Origin of the sequence: Bradyrhizobium sp. AZCC 2262 (assembly GCF_036924535.1) — a bacterium.
Taxonomy (GTDB): Bacteria; Pseudomonadota; Alphaproteobacteria; order Rhizobiales; family Xanthobacteraceae; genus Bradyrhizobium.
Genome location: NZ_JAZHRT010000001.1, coordinates 9245397 through 9263518 on the forward strand (window position 1 = coordinate 9245397; position 18122 = coordinate 9263518).

Consider the following 18122-nt stretch of genomic DNA (forward strand, 5'->3'; position numbering starts at 1 on the left):
GTGCTCCTCCGCAAACAGACTATGTCGCTGTCACAGAAATAGTTGTGCAACGTATTGGGCCTTATCCCACCATTACCTCGGCTTCTCACAATTGGGCAACTGATGTAAGCTCCGGCGAAATGGCAGTCGCTCGCATCTGAGAGCGTCAGATGAAACTTCCCCGTAGACAATTTCTGTACCTGATCGCGGGCACTGCCGTGTTTCCGACCATCTCGCGCATCGCGAGGGCGCAAGCTTATCCGTCGCGGCCGATTCGGCTCGTTATCCCTTTTCCACCGGGTGGTGCATTCGACGCTGTCGGTCGCCCGTGGGCGGATAAGGTGAAGCCCCTGCTCGCTACGGTGGTGGTTGAAAACATGGGTGGCGGCGGCAGCTCGATAGGCGCTGCCGCCGTCGCACGCGCCCGGCCTGACGGCTACACGATCCTGCTCGGCGGGACGCAGACGCACGTCAACGAGGCTCTGCTCAAGAGCCGGCCACTCTATGACCCGGTCAAAGATCTAGATCCCATTGCGGGCGTGGCCGCCAACGTTCTCTGCATCGCCGTGCATCACGCGGTGCCGGTTCAGACCCTGAACGAACTCATCGCATATGCGAAAGCCAATCCTGGCAAGCTGTCCTACGGGCACTCCGGTGTCGGCTCGATCCAGCACCTGACCGGTGAGCTATTCAAATCCCTCACGGGAACGCCTGAGATCGTGCAGGTGCCGTATCGGGGCACTGGCCCGGTGATCACAGACCTCGTCGGCGGACAAATTCCGATGGGTACGCCAGGCGTAACCGGGCAGGTGATCGAACTCCATCGGTCCGGTAAGATGCGCGTTCTTGCTGTGACGAGTCCCACGCGCCTCGTCGCTGCGCCTGAACTTCCGACGGCGGCCGAACTTGGCTTCCCCGGCATGACCGTTAGAGGCTCAATCGGACTGCTCGCACCGGCCGGAACCCCAGTTGGGATCATTGAACAAGTTGCGCAGGCAACGCGCACCGCGATCGCCGAACCGGCCTACCAGCAGCTGTTGATCGACGCAGGTATCGAACCCACTCTCGATTCAAACCCCGAAAAATTCCGGCGGTCCCTCGCTGCGGATGTTGCTCTCTGGGCACCGATCGTCAAAGCGCTCGGGCTGAAGCTCGACTAACCGTGGCTCAAATCTGCCGCTTCAGCATCGATGTCCGCTTCGGGTCTCGTGTGGACGGCGCCCTGGCAAGAACTTTCTGACGTTTCTGCAGCATTGGTCGGGTGCGGTCACGTGATGCCCTTCGTCGCCGGAATGCCAAAGCGCCAGGAGCCAGCCGGCCGGTCGCCGCCGGAAGTCGAACGTCTTCTTGTAAATAAGCGTCCAAGACCCCTCCATCACTTGGTAGATCAATGGCTTCGCTCGCCAATCGGCGTCGGGACCCCACGCCGATTAACATCGCAGGGCGCGCTGTGCGTTGCCGCACGGGGCCGTTCCATCCAAACCCGAGTCCGGCTACAGAAAATGCGACGGCACTTCTTCAGAAGCCTTCGTTATTCCCGAGCGCGATTGCGATCCCGTAACAGAACGTATCCAGAAGATCGTCTTCTCGTTTGTTGTCCTTGTCACCGATCCGAAAGCTTTCGATCTGGTCGACCAAGTGATTGCGCGATTTACGCTTGTGAAGTGTGGTCTTATCGAAGGAGTAGTCAGTGTATTTGATGCTTCCCCGGTAGACGTAGCCAGAAACCGAGAGGGCTCGCTCGTCTTTGCCCATGGCAGTCAGTTTCGAATCAATGGCGGTTGCTCTCCATTGCCTGCGGATAGCCTGCTGTAACAGGATAGTTCCGGAGTTTTTGTCCTCAATCCATACCCCAAGCGAACCATTGCGGGCACCGCAGAGCCGTGACAATTCTTCCAACCGATCAAATACCATCGGTAGCCAAGTCTCCAGTAGGGCCCCTTCGATTTGAGCGATATCCCAGTCCAGGATCAGGAGAGGTGCACGCCTGCTGAGCCCGTCGAGTGCAAAGAACGTGACGGCGGTTGCATCATGATCTGTGCCGGTTTTCGATGCGGTGTCGATGACCGCAAACACGCCGTCGCAACTTGTGGGGGAGGGGACCGGCTGGCCGTTCTCCAGAAGTTTTTCGCGGCCAAAGAAGGCGACCCCGGCCCAATCGACGAATTCAGCAAGATATTCCTGTTGGTAGACCAGGGGGTCGTTGTCTCTGATCAGTTCAGCGAGAAAACGTTCCCGGCGTTCTGACCAAACCGCCAAGCTTTCGTCGGAGGCCGGTTTCGGAAGCAAAGGATTGTCCATCGTTGTTGCATGGAATTCTCCGAATCCGTAGCTCGGGTCGGTGCAGATATTGTAGAAAAAATTGTCTGGATTCTTTCCGGCCGAATTCGAGCAGATCAGCACTTCGCCGCCATAGTCGAACAAAGTGGGCTTGATTGCTTTCTCCCAGATTTCCATCATGGAGCCATCGACCTTGTTGTCGCCGTTCTTGGTGAAGGCGGCTTCATCGATCACGACCCTTCTATAGCGCCGGCTACGGCCGGCGATCTCGTTCCCTAAGGTCCAGAAGTCAAGACGTCCGCGATTTTTCAATCGAATAACAGAAGACCCCATTGAACCTGATTCCCAGAGCGGGCGGAGCATGCCCTTAATCTCCATGTAGGCTTCCGACCAGATCTTATGTTGGGGGGCGAGCCATGCGCATTCCCAGCCCTGCAAGAGACCTTGACCGATCCAGATCTTGGCAAATTCGGTCTTACCAAACCGCCGGCCGCATCGCAGTATCTTGTAGCGATGAGGTTTCAAGGCCCAGTAGGCCTTGATTTGTCCGGGATGCATTTTTCCCAGCGAGATCACGCTCTCCGTGTTATTTTTTTCAGATCTTGCACTCATGACGGTATTGAAGCCTCATTCAATTCTGGGCCGAGAATTTTGATTGCAGGGCGAATTGCAGCCGGTCGCCGGGCTCATTCTTCCCGGGAAGCGTTCGGCGAGGATGAAGGTGAACCAGGCGGTTCAGTCGCGGGCGAGCCAGCCTCTTCTCCAGGGTCAGCTAGATCGATTTCGTTTTCTCGTGCGTGCGCGCGGGTTTTTTGCTCGCCGGTTTGACCTTCGAAATCGGGTACCCAATCCTCTACGATAAATTTCTGAGACTTGGCGCCGCTGCTCTTGCTGGCCTTGGCGCGAAGCTTAAACAGTACTTCGGCGCTCCTTGCATCGCCTTCCAGTGCGCTATTCACCAGCTTCTTGAGCATCAACTCAAGCCGCGATGCTCGCTTCGCACGTCCGCCTTCGCGGTATGCGGTGAGGATATTTCGGAACTCGCTGATGATGTCGATGACAAGCTGGTCTTTACGACTTTTGGGAGGGCGACCTTTGGGATTACCCGAAACACCCTTTTTGAACCGAGAATGCTTGGGGGGATTCCCGCGGCCAGACTTTTTACTCATTGCCTGGGCTCGCGGCTATGGAGTGACCGGTGAAAGTCCTGGTGTAATCGCTGTCCGCGAAGGTGATCTTGACCGTTCTGTCCGCGACTTGGGGAGCAAGTTCCAGCCATCGAAGAAAGACAGCCCTGGCTCGGCGATCACCGGCGATCCCCTTGTTCCAAAGCTGCTCGAGAATGACCTTCAGCACCGCAACCCGCTTGGATTCGCCGTTCACGGTAACCTTCACAGGTGTCAACAACAGCTTGTCGATCGTTTCGGCGACGTCGACCGAGCGAGATGATAGGCCGCCCGGATTAGCGCTTTGCCCTTTTTTCCATTGGGTCGCCTTAGGTGGGCGTCCGCGCCCAATCTCGTAGTCCTTGGTGGAGCGGCTCATCGATCCGCTCCCCGGTCAGTTCCCGTCTGTGCAAAGGTCTTTCCATTAATGTCCTTGGCTTCCTGCTTGGTCAGTTGCTCCCATCGCTTGATTGCTGTGTCGACGTAACGTCCGTCGATTTCAATGGCGTGGCAGCGTCTGCCGGTGCGTTCCGCCGCCAGAATCGTCGTACCGCTGCCAAGGTAGGGATCGATCACGATGTCGTTGCGCTGGGTGCAGTCGAGCATGGCGTCTGCAACCAGCGCGATTGGCTTCACCGTCGGGTGCGATTCCAGCTGTTTTTTAGGGCCGCTACGCGCGAAGCTGGTTGCCCCCGGAGCATTCCACACATTAGATCTGTTCCGGCCGAAGCGGCCGAGTTGAATGTTGTTGGTATGCGGGTCTTTTCCGCTCTTGAACACGAAGACGAGCTCGTGGCGGGACCGGTAGAGCGACCCCATGCCACCGTTGGTTTTGGCCCAAACGCAAAGATTCAGGAGGTCCAGGTTGGCGGCGCGACCGGCCGCTAGGATTTCGGACATGTGGCGCCAATCCATGAAGCTATAGATCAACGCGCCGTCGCGGCAGTAGGCAATTATGTTCAGGAACGTCTGGTGCAGGAAATCTGAGAATTCGGCTTCGGACATTTCGCCACTGGCCATCGCGAACTCGCGATGTGTAGCCCTGCCGTTGCCGGACACATGTCCATTGATTCGAACGTTATACGGCGCGTCGGTGATGGCCGCGGAGGCCTTTTCGCCGTTTGAGAGGGCATCATAACTGGTCACATCCAACGCGTTGCCGCAGTATAGGCGGTGAGAACCCATTAGCCAAAGATCGCCGGTCCTTGAAACGACAGGCCCGGTGGCCAATTCAAACTGGTCGTCGGCTTCTTCCAACGCAGTATCCAGCGATTGGATTCGCAAATCGATTTCCGGTGGCTCAAATCCGATCGCCTCGATGTCAAAGTCGAGCACAAGGTCGGACAATTCCTTCAGGTGGATCGCGAGTTTGGGGTCGTCCCACGTCGATCGATCCGTCAACTTGTTGTCGGCCAACAGGTACGCCTTGGCCTGGGTGGGCGTCAGGTGGTCAAGCAAGATAACTGGGACCTTGTCGATGCCGAGCAGCATAGCCGCTTCATACCGGCCGTGGCCGGCAACAATTTTGTTGTTCTTGTCGACTAAGATCGGCGCATTGAAGCCGAATGCTTCGATGCTTCTGGCGATCGCCCTTATCTGCGCGCGGCCATGCTTGCGTGGATTGTGGGGGTCAGGGATCAGATCCCCTATCGCGACAGACAAGAGCTGCCGGCGCGCGGCCACATCGGTTGCGGTGGGGATTGAAGTGTTTAGCTTTGGCATATCTTGCAGGACCTATATTGGCCTCTCCTTGTCGGAGAAGAGGCTCTGGATGATCGTCCCTGCAAGACGAATTCAATTTACGTCGGAAGGTGCGCTTCGAACAATATCCGCACGTGAGATATCAACAGTTGTTCGTTGTTACCCGCGCATTCAAATAGCTAGTTCGAATTCCTTGTTACCTCCTTCGAATGTTTTGGTGGTTGTCGCTTTACTACGGCGGCGATTGCTGTGCGCCTGACGAAGAAGATTTCATAAGGCCGGCAGATGCGGACTATCCGCAGATACTCACACGATCGAGCATCTAGCTAAGCCTCCTCACACAAGAACCTTGCGGGTGGACACATCGCGGGCAGGGCGTGGAAACGGACGCTTCGTGATATCCAGATTGGATTTCCCAGTTAGTGAAAATTCGATCCCTGTTATTCTATAACTTTACCCTGTTAATTGCGTTAGGGAATTGTATCGAAAGCCCTTGCGGCGCAGCCACTTCTCCGATGTAAAAACTGCTTCGAAGGCCTAAAAATCGCAGAGATCCCTGTTAAATTCCCTGATAACAGGGAAGATTCAGTGGAGACTGGTTCGCATACGACTGGGCACACCACCAGCCTTCGCTTGCTTCGCAAGCTACGGCTCGGCAAGCCGCACTCAGTCCTATCGTAGCGAAGCAAGCGAAGGCTGCCGCGCCGAAGCCACTTGGCGAAGGCGGGCTATCCGCCGCAAGCTACGGCTCGGCAAGCCGCACTCAGTCCTATCGTAGCGAAGCAAGCGAAGGCTGCCGCGCCGAAGCCACTTGGCGAAGGCGGGCTATCCGCCGCAAGCTACGGCTCGGCAAGCCGCACTCAGTCCTATCGTAGCGAAGCAAGCGAAGGCTGCCGCGCCGAAGCCACTTGGCGAAGGCGGGCTATATCTGCAAGCTACGGCTCGGCAAGCCACGAGAACGCAACCACTACGACTAATCGCAAACCTCACACCGGCAATCCTGCCTTGAGCAGCCCGGCCTCATGGCGCCTGCGGTCAACCTCCTGCTTGTAGTGCTGGGTCGCGAGATAGGTGGCCACCGAGAAACCCGGTTCAAGCTTCACGACCTCGGCGGAATGCGCCGCGGCCGCAAGGCCATTGCCCATCTGGGCGAAGATCGCGGCGAGGAAAGCGTGATGCGTGTAGTCGGGCCGTGTGATCCGCGCGAACGCCTCGGCGGCTTCGGCAAATTTCTCCGCGCAATAATACGCGCGACCGAGGTGGTTCCAGAAGCGTTCGGGGTGGTACGGGTTGAGACGCATCGCCTTCCTGATCCAGTCGATCCCCTCTTCCGGTCGCCCTAGCCAGGTCAGAAACTCGCCCTGCTGCACCACGACCAGGTCGTAATTGGGATTGAGCGCAAGTGCCCGCTCCTGATGGTAGGCCGCCCTTTCGTGATCGTCGCGCGTCAGGTTCACCGCGGCCAGGATGCGGTGAACGTCGCTGTCATTGTCGTCGAGCGCCAGTGCGATCTGCAACTCGTCAGCCACCTTTTGGAAGGTGGCGTCGCGATCCGCGCACCATCCGTAGATCCAGGTCTGGCCCAGCACGCACGCCTTCCAGGCATGGGCGTGCGCGTAGTTCGGATCGAGCGCGATGGCGCGCGCGAGCAGGATTTGCGCCTCCGCGTTGTCCTCGCGCCGCGAGCGGTGGTGCAGGACTTTGGCGGCGAGCACGCACTCATAGGCCGCCATGTTGTCGGTTCGCTGGCGCTTCGCGCGTTCCTGCGTGGCCGCTTCGACGCGACCGGGAAGTGTGGCGACGATCGCGCCCGTCACCTCGTCCTGGATGGCGAAGATATCCTCGAGCTTGCGGTCGTAGCGTTCGGCCCAGACATGCCGGTCGGTTTGCGCGTCGATCAACTGCACGGTGACGCGGACGCGATCGCCGACCTTGCGCACGCTGCCCTCGAGGACATATTCGACGCCGAGCTCGCGCGCGACCTCCTGCACCTTCACCGCCTTGCCTTTGTGCACGAAGGTTGAGTTGCGCGAGATGATGAGCAGGTCGCGGAAGCGCGACAGTTCGGTGATGATGTCCTCGGTGAGGCCGTCGGCAAAGAATTCCTGTTCCGGATCGCCGCTCATGTTGACCAGCGGCAGCACGGCGATGGACGGTTTTCTGGTCGTGATTGTGGTTGCCGCGCCGTCCTTGCCGCTGACGTGCGCCTCGGCGGCATTCGGCTCGAGGCGGACCCGAAAGACATGGATCGGGCGGGTGATGTTTTTGACATTCTGCTCGCCGATATCCTCAAAGGCGATGTCGTCGAGCCGGTGGTTGACCTGATCGCGCACGGCGCCCGAGACGCAGATGCCACCGGGCTCGGCGAGCACCTCGAGACGCGCCGCGACGTTGACGCCATCGCCGAAAATATCGTTGTCCTCGATGATCACGTCGCCCAGATTGATGCCGATGCGGAACTGGATCCACCGCGCCGGCAAAACATCGGCATTGCGCCGCGCCATTCGGCGCTGAACTTCGGCGGCGCACGTCACCGCGTCTACGACGCTGTGGAACTCCACCAGCATGCCGTCGCCGGTCGTCTTGATGATGCGGCCGTGGTTTTTGGCAATGGAGGGATCGATGAGCTCAAGGCGGTGGGTCTTGAGGCGTGCAAGTGTCCCTGCCTCGTCGACCTCCATCAGCCGGCTATAGCCGACCATGTCGGCGGCAAGGATCGCAGCAAGTCTTCGCTCGGGTCCGGGCGCTTCCATTTTCCGCCTCGCTGACAAGTAGTCTAGCAGATTTGCCGCGCCGGCCAAGGTTGAGCGGCAGACGGTGGCCTTCTTGCGGTCCAATAACCTACCTTAAATTGCAGGTGATGAGCTCAAGATGGGTAGCTACTCGGCAGGCGCTAATTCGCCAGGGTATGGCTTATCCGCGTGACCACGCTGTCCCACTGGCGTTTTTCGGCGGCGGGATAATTGATCAGCACGCAGTTCAAGGTGTCGTTGCCGCGGTTGCAGCGGTTGTACCAGATGCGGTCGTTGCGAATGCTGGACACGACGAAGAAATCGGATGTGATCCGCTTGTAGACGATGCCGGCAGGCGGTTGCATCTTGGCCAGGAATTTGGCCGGTGAATCGTTCTCGGGATTGGGAACGGACTGCACCGTCAGATCGGCGCGTCGGTCTTCGGTGAAAAACCGTCGCCCGGTTCCGCTCTCGGGCGCTCCGCCGTCGCTGGTGAAGATCGAGACCGGCATGTCGACGCTGGTCCCGGTGCTCGGGATCACGTATCGCCGCCATTCGGCGTCGCCGGCTGAGGCGAGCGCCGGGATGAAGATCAAGACGCTGACGGCGAACAAGCGCGGCGCACGCATAAAACGATCTCCGGTTCGATGCGAGACAATCGAATCCATCGAGGTTCGTTCCCGCTCCGGACATTTCTAGGGCGCAGCTTTTTCGCTGATATGCGTTCCCGCGATATACCCAAACGTCAGTGCCGGCCCCAGCGTGATCCCGGCGCCGGGATAGTTGCCGCCCATGATGCTCGCCATATCGTTGCCGGCGGCGTAGAGGCCCGCGATCGGCTGGCCGTGTTCGTCGAGCGCGCGGGCGTGTTCGTCGGTCCTGATGCCGGCATAGGTGCCGAGATCGCCGATCACCATCTTGATCGCATAAAACGGTCCGTCCTTGATCGGCGCGACGCAGGGGTTCGGGCCATGCAGCGCATCGCCCTGGTAGCGGTTATAGGCGCGCGATCCCTTGCCGAATGAAGGATCGCGCCCTTCCGCGGCCGAGGCGTTGAATTCGGCGATCGTTGCTTCCAGCCCTTGTCGATCGATGCCGGTGCGGTCGGCGAGTTCGGCCAGCGTCGTGCCGCGCTTGAGATAACCGGTCGCAAGATGATGGCGCAGCGGCATCGGAAACGGCGGCACGCATCCGAGGCCGTATTTTCTGAGCGCGCGGTGATCGCACAGCAGGAACGCCGTGATCTCCTCGCCGGGTTTTGCCGCCTTCACCATCTCCTGCACGAAGTCATGATAGGAGTTGCCTTCATTGGCAAAGCGCTTGCCGTCGCGCGTGACAGCAATGACTCCGGGTTTGGCGCGGTCGATGAAATGCGGCATCACGCCCTTGCTGCCGTCCTTGCGTTCGGTGATCGAGACCGGCACCCAGGCCGCGGCATTCGGCAAATTGTCCTCGATACGGCCACCTGCGGCCTCCGCCAGGCGCAGTCCGTCGCCGGTGTTGCCGACAGGGCCTGGCGAGAAATGCTCGGCGCCGCTGGGCGCGTGCGGGAACATGGCCTTGCGCCTTGCGACATCGTGCGGAAAGCCGCCGCAGGCCAGCACGACGCCGCGCTTGGCATTGACGCGGATCAGCTTGCCATGGCGTTCGACGACCGCGCCGCGCACAGCGCCGTCCTCGACGACCAGTTCGTGCACCGGCGATGACAGCCACAGCGGTATCTTCAGGTCAAACGCCGATTTCGCCAGACGTCCCGCGAGCGCATTGCCGTTGGTTAGCGTCATGCCACGGCCGTTACGCATCACGTCCATCGCATGCTTCGAGAGGCGCTTCGCCACATAGATTGCCGAGGTCAGCGATTTGGTCGCGCGCATGAAATGGACGATGTCCTTGCCCGATCCAAGCATCATGCCGAACACCGTGAGTTCGGGGAGGGGACTGCCGATATCGTTGATATGCTCGCCCAGTTCGCGGCCATCGAACGGCCGAGCCACCATCGAGCGGCCGCCCTGCGCACCGCCCGGGGCTTCCGCATGATAGTCAGGAAAAGTCAGCGGCATGTCGAAGCGCACCGCCGTCTTGGTCGTGAAGAAGTCGACGGCGTCGGGACCTGCGGTAAGAAACGCATCGACGCGCGCGGCATCAAAACTGTTGCCGGCCTCATGCCGCAGATAGGTCTTCGCCTGCTCCGGGCTTTCCTCGATACCCCAGGCCTTCGCCAGAGATGTGCCGGGAATCCAGAGCCAGCCGCCGGAGCGTGCGCTGGTGCCGCCGAAGCGCGGCTCCTTCTCGACGATCAGGACATTGAGGCCGTGATGCCCCGCGGTCACCGCCGCCGACAGGCCGGCGCATCCCGAGCCGACCACCAGCGCATCGCATTCGTAAGTTTCTTGTTCGCTACCCGCCACGCGATCCGCCTCGGTTTGTGCCATGGGCGGACATTTGGATAGGGATCGACTGGTCTGTCAATCGCGCGGGTTTCTTCCCTTCTCCCCTTGTGGGAGAAGGTGGATCGCTGACGCGAAGCGGCAGCGAGACGGATGAGGGGTCTGTCTCCGCGGAGAGAACCCCTCATCCGGCGCCATAGCCGATGCGAAGCATCGGCGTTCTAAGAGACGGCGGCCATAGGCCGCCTACGCCACCTTCTCCCACAAGGGGAGAAGGAAAGAAGCAGCGCGTCGTGACGCGTGCGCCAACTCCCGCGCGCTCAATTCCCCGTCTCGAACGAACACGTCGCGCCGCCGCCGGCCTTCTGCCTGATCTCGGCCGGATCCAGCGTGCAAGTGAGCTTCGAGAGACTTTCCAGCATCGATCCGGCGGCGCCGTCGGCGGCAATGCCGGCCATGGCTTCGGTCGCAAAGATTTCGCTGGCACGGCGTCCGGTGATGGTTTGCTTGACGCCCTTGAAGGTCAGTTCACAGGAGCGCGCGGTGATGTCGACATTGCTGACCCGGCAGACGATGTTGTCCGCGGTGACCGAAATCTTCTTGGCGTAGCGCACGCCGCTCTGTCCGACGAAAAATGCCGAGACGGCTTCGCGTTCATCCGCGGTCAGCAGCGGCGAATACAGCGCCACGACGCCGGCCAGCGCCAAGGCTGCCGGTCCGTTGGCTGTCGCCGGGGCGGCCGATGCGGTGGACACCGTTGCGGTGAAAAGCGAGATGGCGAGAACGGCCAGCCTGCCGGATTTCATTTGCATTTCGTTCCCCCAGTTCGGCCGCGCGCCTGCCTGTCTCTTCTTGCGCGGTCATTTGGATCGGGTTCGATTCGTCTGTCAATCGTGCCGCTGGCGGTCCGCGCTAAACCTTCGGCCGCAGCGAGCGCTGCATGTCCATGGTGTAGGTGTACCGTCCCTCGGGATGCGTGGTGACAGTGACCTCGAACAGTTCTTCACGCAGGCCGTAATAACGTCGCACCATCGTCAGTGCGGGCGAACCGGGCTTGACCCCGAGCGCCTTGGCGAGATTCGCCGGCATGCCGCGCGCGAAGACTTCGAGTTGCGCATATTCGATGGTCTCGCCGAACATTTTTGCGATCTGCTCATGCACCGGCGCCCGGCCGTGATCGCGCCGCTTCACGACGCCGGCAAATTTCCGCAACACGTAGATTTCCACCCAGCCCAGTGGAGCCGCGAATTCATCGGAGCGCCGGATCGCCTCGATCAGGAACCAGTGCTTGCCCGGTTCGCATTTCAGGAGTGCGGCGAGGTTGCGGTCGGCGACGATTTCGCTGGAGCGCACCACCTGGCGATAGGTTTCGTTGGAATATCGCAGCCACTCGTTCAGCGACTTGACGCTGTGCGTGAACAACACCGGCGGCTCGGCCGCGATCACGACCGAGCCGAGCCCCGCCCGCCGCACGATCAGGCCCTGCTCGGTAATGATCCGCAGCGCCTCGCGCACGGTCTGACGGCTGGCGCCAAACCGCGCCATCAATTCGGTCTCGGTCGGCAGCAGTTCGCCGACCGGCGTGGAGCCGAGCCGGATTTCCTTCTGCAGCTCGGCGGCGATATCGCGATATCGCGTCGATTTGCGCTGTTCCTTCCTAGCGGCCATGCTGACCGTCAAGACACTGCACCGGCATGCCTGAAATCATCGACTGCAGCGCCGCCTCGAACGCCGACAAGGTCGCCAGCACTTCGGCTTCCCGCACCGGGAACGGGTTCTCGTTCTCGATGCTGCCTGCGAAAGCGTCGAGCTCGGCACGCAGCACGTCTGTCGCGGGGTAGGTGAGCCGTTGCGGCGCAGCACCGCTCTTTCGCAGCATCATTGTCGTTTCATCCAGCACCTCGGCGGAGCCTTTCGTCCCGAACAGGTGAACGCGCCAGTAAAACGGCGTGGCGCGGACGGTGGCAAGGGTGCCGGTGACACCGTTGACAAAATCCAGAGCCACGACGGCCGTATCGATCGGCGGCGGACCGACCTCGCGCTGACGCAGCCGGGCATAGACCCGCTCCACCGGCCCCAGCATGCTGACGAAGGCGTCGAGCACATGCAGGCCGGCGCCGGTCAAACCGCCGCCGGGCGATTCCTCCGGCGACAACCGCCATCCGCTGGTGATCTTCTGGGAGTTTTCGTTGCTGTTGTGCCCCTCGACGTGGAGGATCGTCCCGAGCTGGCCGCTCGCGAATGTTTCATGCAACGCGCGTATCGATGGCCAGAAGCGCCGGTTATGGCCGACGGCGAGGATGACCCCGGCCGCGCGGCAGGCGCCGAACATCCGTGCGGCGTCCGCGCAAGTCAGCGCCAGCGGCTTCTCACAAAAAATCTGCTTTCGCGCCGCCGCGCAGGCGATCACCTGCGCCGGATGCAGCGAATGCGGCGTCGCGAGCAGGACCGCGCCGATCGTGTCGTCGGCGAGGACCGCATCGAGATCGGCGGTCAAGCCGAGATCATGCCGGGCACAAAATTCCTTTGCCGCTGTCACGTCAGGCTCGACGGCGCGAACGATTTTCAGCTGTGGGTGATCAGCGGCGGCTTCGACCAGCTTGCGGCCCCAGCGGCCGAGACCGGCAATGGCGGCGCGGATCATCGCAAAACCTCCGGTGAGGCGGGCGGCCGCCGGATTGCCTCGATGACCGCGGCGCTGTCGCGGTCAGGTCCCTCGAGTGCGATCGCCGTGCGCAAAAGTTCGGCCTGAATGGTGGTGAGTGGGAGATGCATGCCGCATCGCCCCGCTTGCTCGATGATCAACTCGGCATCCTTCAATGTCTGCGCGATATGTGACTGCGGCCGATAATCCCGCGTCAACATCTTCTCGCCCTTGGTGTCCATGACGCGGGAATAGGCGGCCGATTGCCGCGCCGCCGCCAGGAATGCGTGTCCATCGAGCCCCAGGCGTTCGGCAAACGCTAGTCCCTCGGCCAACGCTGCGCGGTTGTTCTGCAGGATCAGATTGATCGCGAGCTTGGCCCGGCTGGCATCGCCGATCGCGCCGAAGCGCAGGCTGCGCGGGCAGAGAATATTCAGGAGTCCGCCGACCTGGTCGAGGACGGCGTCGTCGCCGGCCAGCAGTGCCGTGGCGGTGCCGTTTAGCACTTCGATGCTGGTGCCGGATATCGGCGCCTCCAGCAGCGGAAGGCCGGCGCGTGATGCGCGCTCGGCAATCCCGATGATCTCGCCGGGTCCGCAGGTCGTGATGCAGATCACGACCGGCCGTGCGGCACCCGCGCCATCATCGATTTCACCGAACAGCGCCTCGACCTGTTCGCCGCTATAGACGGCGACGATGATCGTTCGAGAACACGCGGCGAGTTCGCGCACTGATGTCGCCACCCTGCCGCCGGTGGCTTTGAACATCCCGCATCTGAACGGGTCGATATCAAAGCCGACCAGGGGTATCTTCGCATCGACCAGCCGCGCGGACAGCGCGAAGCCCATCAGGCCCAGTCCGACGATCCCGACCGGCGTATCCGCTGTCATGATGCGACCGCCATGGCGCGACTATTTGGCTTCAATGCCGGCGGCCTTGGCATCCGCCGTCCACCGCGTGATTTCGCTGCGGATGAAGGCGCCAAATTCGGCCGGTGGCATCGGGGAGACGACCATGCCGAGGCTCGCAAGCCTTTCCCGCACGGCCGGCGTCGACAGGATTTTCTCGGTGACGGTGTAGAGCCGGTTGACGATCGGCTCCGGCGTGTTCGCGGGCGCCAGCAGCCCGTACCAGATCGTGGCCTCGAAGCCCGGCATGGCCTCGGCGAGCGCGGGCAGGTCCGGGGTCAGTTCGTTTCGCTTCGGCGAGGTCACGCCGATGCCGCGCAGCGTGCCGCCCTGCATTTGCGGGATCGCGACCGAAAAATCCGCAAACGCGAGATCGATCACGCCCGAGATCACGTCGGTGACCGCCAGCGGCACGCCGCGATACGACGCCGAGGTGATCGTCATGCCGCCTCGGCTTTGCAGTTGCGCATTCGATATCTGCGACGCGCCGGAGCCGTAGCCGGCTGTCATGTTCGGGTGGGCTTTTGCGTATTCCATGAATTGCTTGAGATCCTTGGCCGGGAAGTCCGGTTTCACCAGCAGCACCATCGCGGTCGTGATGGTGCGGATGATCGGCGCAAAATCCCTGGCGGGATCGTAGGGCAGATTTTTCAGCATCGCGACGTTGCTGGCCTGCGTCGTGTTGGTTCCCATCAGCAGGGTGTAACCGTCAGGCGCACTGCGCGCGACCTCTTGCGCGCCGAGACTGCCGAGCGCGCCGCTGCGGTTCTCGATCACGACCGTCTGTCCCAGCTCTTCCTGCAGGCGCTGGCCGATCAGGCGCGCGACCTGATCGGGACCGGCGCCGGCGGGAAACGGCACGATGATCTTGATCTGCCGCGTCGGATAGTCGTCGGCGGCCTTCGCGAGCGGCCCCGCAAGTCCGAGCAGGACCAGACCGGCGAGAACGTGGAATCGCAGCTTCATCCTGTTTCCTCCAGCCATGGTCAGCGAAATCTCTTCACGGATTTCTGAGCTGGATTTATACGGACAAATGGCTAAGCTGTGCAAGATATGTGGCACAAAATTGCTATTTGGTCGATTGGGCCGCTCTTTAAATGACCGTATAAATAAAGTCACCAAGCCAACGCCGCGCGGAGGAGCTCGAATTGGACACCAGCGAACTGTACGCGCGAGGCCTGCGCCGGCGCAAAAAGCTGTTCGGCGAGGCCGATGTGGCCGAACGCATGGCAGCAGCAGGCGAATTCGGGGCGCCGCTGCAGAACATCATCAATGCCTATGTCTATGGCGACGTCTGGGAGCGGCCGGCCCTCACCGACGCGATGCGCAGCCTGGTGATGCTCGGCATGATGGCTGCCAGCAGCAAGCCTGCCGAATTCCGCGTCCACGCCAAGGGTGCGCTGGCGAACGGCTGCACGGCCGCGCAGGTTCAGGATGTCCTGCTGCTGGTGGCGATGTATTGCGGCGTGCCGGCCGCGATCGAGCCGACGCGTATCGCCGCTGAAATCTTCGGCGAAGTTGCCGACCCTGCAGCGAAGTCGTAGGCGGACGGCTGTACCGGATATGATTCCTGCAGACCCGCTATGCTGCGCTGCTAAACGGCCGCCAAACCCTTGCGCCGGAGGGTTATCGGCGGCACATTTGCGCGCGCGACGCCAAGATCGCCGAAACGAAAAGCCTGAGGAAGCTCCATGGCGGCCACGCGGATCGACTGCGATATTCATCCCGCGGTGGGCGGAACCCGCACCACGCTGCTGCCCTATCTCGACGACCACTGGAAAGAGCAGGTGGTCAGCCGCGCCATCGACGGCCTCGATCTCAACTCCTATCCGCCCAACATGCCGTTCTCGGGGCGCGCCGATTGGCGGCCGGCCAAGGGCAAGCCCGGCTGCGAGCTTGCGATGGTGCAGCGCGGCGCGTTCGACCAGCTCGGTTCGAGCCATGCGATCTGCAACGTCGTCTACGGCGCGCAGGCGGTGTTCGATTCCTACATGGCGGCCGGCTTCTGCAAGGCGATCAACGACTGGATCGCGGCCGAATGGTTGTCGAAGGATTCTCGGCTGAGCGCCTCGATCGTGGTGCCGATGCAGGCGCCTGATCTGGCCGTCGAAGAAATCGAGCGGCGCGCCGCTGACAATCGCTTCGTCTCCGTCCTCGTGCTGGCGCAGGGCGACAGCCTGCTCGGCAAGCGGCACTTCTGGCCGGTCTGGCAGGCAGCCGAAAAGCACAAGCTGCCGGTCGCGATCCACGCCGGCAGCGCCTATCGCGGCGCGCCGAGTTCGATCGGCTGGCCGTCCTATCGCTACGAATATTATCTCGCCGAAGCGCAGGCGTTCCAGGCGCAGATTTTGAGCCTGGTCTATGAAGGCGTGTTCGGTAAATTTCCCGGGCTGAAAGTCGTGCTGATGGAATCGGGCGTGAGCTGGCTGCCGGCCTTCATGTGGCGCGCCAACAAGACCTGGCGCGGCGTCCGCGTCGAGGTGCCCTGGGTCGAGCGCGAGCCGGCTTCGATCATCCGCGACCATATCCGCGTCACCATGCAGCCGTTCGACGGTCCGCCCGATGCCGCAGGCGTTGCCGACGTCATCGAGCAGATCGGCTCCGACAAGATGTTCCTGTTTGCGTCGGACTATCCGCACTGGCAGTTCGACGGCGACGACCCGGTGCCGCCGCATCTGCCTGCCAGCATTGTCTCGCGCATGTGCGCCGATAATCCGCTTGAAACCTTCCCGCGGCTGAAGCTCGCGGCTTGAGCCAGAATACACAAGGAGGATCGCATGAGTGATGTCATCGACCGCCCCATCCTCGCCGAGGAAGCCGCCGCCAAAAGCCGCCTGCGTATCATCGATTGCGACGTGCATCCGAGTATCCACGCGCATTCCGATATCGAACAGTTCATGCCGAAGCGCTGGCAGGAGCATCTTCGCACCTATGGCAGCCATCTGCGCACGCCCTATATCGGCACCACGCCGTATCCGCGCTCTTCGCCGTTGATCGCGCGCCGCGATGCCTGGCCGCCGACCGGCGGGCCTCCGGGCTCCGATCTTGATTTCATGCGCAAGCAGCATCTCGATCCGCTCGATATCGAGTATGGCATTCTGCAGGTGCTCGATCTCTTTATCTTCTCGCAGCAGAATCTTGAGTTCGGCGCCGCGATCCAGCGCGCCATCAACGACTGGCAGCTCGCGTTCTGGTCCGACCGCGATCCGCGATTGAAGGCCTCCATCCTCGCCGGTCAGGACGACACGCAGCTTGCGATCGCCGAGATCGAGCGCTGCGCGAAAATCGGCCGCTATGTCCAGATCAATGTCTGCCCGCGCGCCAACGAGCCGCTCGGCCGCCGGCGCTACTGGCCGATCTACGCACGCGCGCAGGAGCTCGGCCTGCCGCTCGGCATTCATGTCGGCGGCTATGGCGGGCACGCGCCGACCGGCGGCGGCTGGCCGTCTTATTATGCCGAGGAGCACCAGTCGAACGCGCACACCATGGCGGCGCAGCTCACCAGCCTCGTGCTCGAAGGCGTTCCCGAACGCTTCCCGAACCTCAAGATTATTTTCATCGAGGGCGGTTTCGGCTGGATCCCGTCGGCGACGTGGCGGATGGATCGGCATTTCGAGGCCTTCCGCAGCGAGGTGCCGCATCTCAAGCGCAGGCCATCGGAGTATGTGAAGGAGCATTTCTGGTTCACGACGCAGCCGATCGACGAGCCAGATGAAGGCAAGCATCTGCGCTCGCTGATCGAATGGGTCGGCGTCGACCGCCTGCTGTTCTCGTCGGACTATCCGCACTGGGATTTCGACGATCCGCGCTACGCCTTCAGGACGCCGCTGACCGAGACCGAACGCCGCAAGATCTTTAACGGCAACGCGCGCGCGCTCTACAAGCTCTGATCGGCGACAAGGAAAACATGACCCGGCACATCGTCGCCCGCACCTCGGACATCCCGCCCGGCGGCAACAAGGTTTTCGGCGTCGACGGCCGCGACATCGTCGTGTTCCACGTCAACGGCGAGTTCTTCGCGCTGCTCAATCGCTGCCCGCATGCGGGTGCGCCGCTGGAGAAGGCCGCCTGCGTCGCGCGACTGACCTCGCCGGAGCCGGGCGTCTACGAACGTTCGCGCGTCGGCGAGTTGTTGCGCTGCGCGTGGCACGGCTGGGAATTCGACATGCGCAATGGGCAATCCTGGTTCGATCCGAAGCGGGTGAAGATCCGCTCTTATCCGGTCTCGGTCGAGAGCGGCGAGGTGTTGCAGAAGGGGCCGTATGTGGCGGAAACCTTCCCGGTTCATGTCGAAGACAGCTACGTCATCATCGAGACTTAGCTGT

At 61.6% G+C, this 18122-nt stretch carries 17 protein-coding genes; 5 read left to right on the forward strand and 12 right to left on the reverse strand.

The window, feature by feature from the left end; all coding sequences use genetic code 11:
* Nucleotides 1-149 precede the first annotated feature (149 nt).
* Nucleotides 150-1139 carry a Bug family tripartite tricarboxylate transporter substrate binding protein gene (locus tag V1283_RS43370; protein ID WP_334392698.1) on the forward strand — a complete coding sequence of 330 codons (990 nt, stop codon included), beginning with the start codon at nucleotides 150-152 and terminating at the stop codon, nucleotides 1137-1139.
* Nucleotides 1140-1497: 358 nt separating this feature from the next.
* Here V1283_RS43370 and V1283_RS43375 read toward each other — a convergent pair whose 3' ends face one another.
* The 12 genes from V1283_RS43375 to V1283_RS43430 form a co-directional block, all read right to left on the reverse strand.
* Nucleotides 1498-2871 carry a hypothetical protein gene (locus V1283_RS43375; RefSeq protein WP_334392699.1) on the reverse strand — a complete coding sequence of 458 codons (1374 nt, stop codon included), beginning with the start codon at nucleotides 2869-2871 and terminating at the stop codon, nucleotides 1498-1500.
* A gap of 74 nt (nucleotides 2872-2945) precedes the next feature.
* Nucleotides 2946-3428, reverse strand: coding sequence for a DUF5681 domain-containing protein (locus V1283_RS43380; protein WP_334392700.1), 483 nt, complete (start codon nucleotides 3426-3428; stop codon nucleotides 2946-2948).
* Nucleotides 3421-3804 (reverse strand): DUF5681 domain-containing protein, encoded by a 384-nt coding sequence (locus V1283_RS43385; RefSeq protein ID WP_334392701.1) that lies wholly within the window; start codon nucleotides 3802-3804, stop codon nucleotides 3421-3423. The genes V1283_RS43380 and V1283_RS43385 overlap by 8 nt, the downstream gene beginning before the upstream one ends.
* Entirely contained in the window at nucleotides 3801-5147 is a 1347-nt protein-coding gene (locus V1283_RS43390) for a site-specific DNA-methyltransferase (RefSeq protein ID WP_334392702.1), read from the reverse strand. The genes V1283_RS43385 and V1283_RS43390 overlap by 4 nt, the downstream gene beginning before the upstream one ends.
* Before the next feature lie 965 nt (nucleotides 5148-6112).
* Entirely contained in the window at nucleotides 6113-7879 is a 1767-nt protein-coding gene (locus tag V1283_RS43395) for an adenylate/guanylate cyclase domain-containing protein (RefSeq protein ID WP_334392703.1), read from the reverse strand.
* A gap of 140 nt (nucleotides 7880-8019) precedes the next feature.
* Entirely contained in the window at nucleotides 8020-8487 is a 468-nt protein-coding gene (locus V1283_RS43400; protein WP_334392704.1) for a hypothetical protein, read from the reverse strand.
* A 66-nt stretch (nucleotides 8488-8553) separates the two neighbouring features.
* Nucleotides 8554-10290 carry an FAD-dependent oxidoreductase gene (locus V1283_RS43405; RefSeq protein WP_334392705.1) on the reverse strand — a complete coding sequence of 579 codons (1737 nt, stop codon included), beginning with the start codon at nucleotides 10288-10290 and terminating at the stop codon, nucleotides 8554-8556.
* Nucleotides 10291-10565: 275 nt separating this feature from the next.
* Complete coding sequence (locus V1283_RS43410) at nucleotides 10566-11057, reverse strand: hypothetical protein (RefSeq protein WP_334392706.1); 492 nt, start codon at nucleotides 11055-11057, stop codon at nucleotides 10566-10568.
* Between the two features lie 100 nt (nucleotides 11058-11157).
* Nucleotides 11158-11913, reverse strand: coding sequence for a GntR family transcriptional regulator (locus tag V1283_RS43415; RefSeq protein WP_334392707.1), 756 nt, complete (start codon nucleotides 11911-11913; stop codon nucleotides 11158-11160).
* Nucleotides 11903-12889, reverse strand: coding sequence for a Gfo/Idh/MocA family protein (locus V1283_RS43420; RefSeq protein ID WP_334392708.1), 987 nt, complete (start codon nucleotides 12887-12889; stop codon nucleotides 11903-11905). The genes V1283_RS43415 and V1283_RS43420 overlap by 11 nt, the downstream gene beginning before the upstream one ends.
* Nucleotides 12886-13779, reverse strand: coding sequence for an NAD(P)-dependent oxidoreductase (locus V1283_RS43425; protein WP_334392709.1), 894 nt, complete (start codon nucleotides 13777-13779; stop codon nucleotides 12886-12888). Before V1283_RS43425 ends, V1283_RS43420 begins: the two co-directional genes overlap by 4 nt.
* Before the next feature lie 21 nt (nucleotides 13780-13800).
* Nucleotides 13801-14763 carry a Bug family tripartite tricarboxylate transporter substrate binding protein gene (locus V1283_RS43430; RefSeq protein WP_334392710.1) on the reverse strand — a complete coding sequence of 321 codons (963 nt, stop codon included), beginning with the start codon at nucleotides 14761-14763 and terminating at the stop codon, nucleotides 13801-13803.
* A 182-nt stretch (nucleotides 14764-14945) separates the two neighbouring features.
* On the opposite strand from V1283_RS43430, the gene V1283_RS43435 reads away from it, so the two are divergent.
* From V1283_RS43435 to V1283_RS43450, 4 genes are all read left to right on the forward strand, one after another.
* Nucleotides 14946-15341, forward strand: coding sequence for a carboxymuconolactone decarboxylase family protein (locus V1283_RS43435; protein WP_334392711.1), 396 nt, complete (start codon nucleotides 14946-14948; stop codon nucleotides 15339-15341).
* 147 nt (nucleotides 15342-15488) lie between these two features.
* The gene (locus tag V1283_RS43440) at nucleotides 15489-16550 is read left to right on the forward strand and encodes an amidohydrolase family protein (protein ID WP_334392712.1); all 1062 of its coding nucleotides are present in this window, start codon (nucleotides 15489-15491) and stop codon (nucleotides 16548-16550) included.
* A gap of 24 nt (nucleotides 16551-16574) precedes the next feature.
* On the forward strand, nucleotides 16575-17687 hold the full coding sequence (locus tag V1283_RS43445; protein WP_334392713.1) for an amidohydrolase family protein: 1113 nt from the start codon (nucleotides 16575-16577) through the stop codon (nucleotides 17685-17687).
* 17 nt (nucleotides 17688-17704) lie between these two features.
* Complete coding sequence (locus V1283_RS43450; protein WP_334392714.1) at nucleotides 17705-18118, forward strand: Rieske (2Fe-2S) protein; 414 nt, start codon at nucleotides 17705-17707, stop codon at nucleotides 18116-18118.
* The last annotated feature ends 4 nt before the right edge of the window (nucleotides 18119-18122 follow it).

Coding starts and splice junctions, on each gene's coding strand:
- V1283_RS43405 (WP_334392705.1), bottom strand. CDS start 10,290: ATGGCACAAACCGAGGCGGATCGCGTGGCGGGTAGCGAACAAGAAACT.
- V1283_RS43430 (WP_334392710.1), bottom strand. CDS start 14,763: ATGAAGCTGCGATTCCACGTTCTCGCCGGTCTGGTCCTGCTCGGACTT.
- V1283_RS43395 (WP_334392703.1), bottom strand. CDS start 7,879: ATGGAAGCGCCCGGACCCGAGCGAAGACTTGCTGCGATCCTTGCCGCC.
- V1283_RS43425 (WP_334392709.1), bottom strand. CDS start 13,779: ATGACAGCGGATACGCCGGTCGGGATCGTCGGACTGGGCCTGATGGGC.
- V1283_RS43445 (WP_334392713.1), top strand. CDS start 16,575: ATGAGTGATGTCATCGACCGCCCCATCCTCGCCGAGGAAGCCGCCGCC.
- V1283_RS43375 (WP_334392699.1), bottom strand. CDS start 2,871: ATGAGTGCAAGATCTGAAAAAAATAACACGGAGAGCGTGATCTCGCTG.
- V1283_RS43410 (WP_334392706.1), bottom strand. CDS start 11,057: ATGCAAATGAAATCCGGCAGGCTGGCCGTTCTCGCCATCTCGCTTTTC.
- V1283_RS43400 (WP_334392704.1), bottom strand. CDS start 8,487: ATGCGTGCGCCGCGCTTGTTCGCCGTCAGCGTCTTGATCTTCATCCCG.
- V1283_RS43440 (WP_334392712.1), top strand. CDS start 15,489: ATGGCGGCCACGCGGATCGACTGCGATATTCATCCCGCGGTGGGCGGA.
- V1283_RS43385 (WP_334392701.1), bottom strand. CDS start 3,804: ATGAGCCGCTCCACCAAGGACTACGAGATTGGGCGCGGACGCCCACCT.
- V1283_RS43420 (WP_334392708.1), bottom strand. CDS start 12,889: ATGATCCGCGCCGCCATTGCCGGTCTCGGCCGCTGGGGCCGCAAGCTG.
- V1283_RS43450 (WP_334392714.1), top strand. CDS start 17,705: ATGACCCGGCACATCGTCGCCCGCACCTCGGACATCCCGCCCGGCGGC.
- V1283_RS43370 (WP_334392698.1), top strand. CDS start 150: ATGAAACTTCCCCGTAGACAATTTCTGTACCTGATCGCGGGCACTGCC.
- V1283_RS43380 (WP_334392700.1), bottom strand. CDS start 3,428: ATGAGTAAAAAGTCTGGCCGCGGGAATCCCCCCAAGCATTCTCGGTTC.
- V1283_RS43415 (WP_334392707.1), bottom strand. CDS start 11,913: ATGGCCGCTAGGAAGGAACAGCGCAAATCGACGCGATATCGCGATATC.
- V1283_RS43390 (WP_334392702.1), bottom strand. CDS start 5,147: ATGCCAAAGCTAAACACTTCAATCCCCACCGCAACCGATGTGGCCGCG.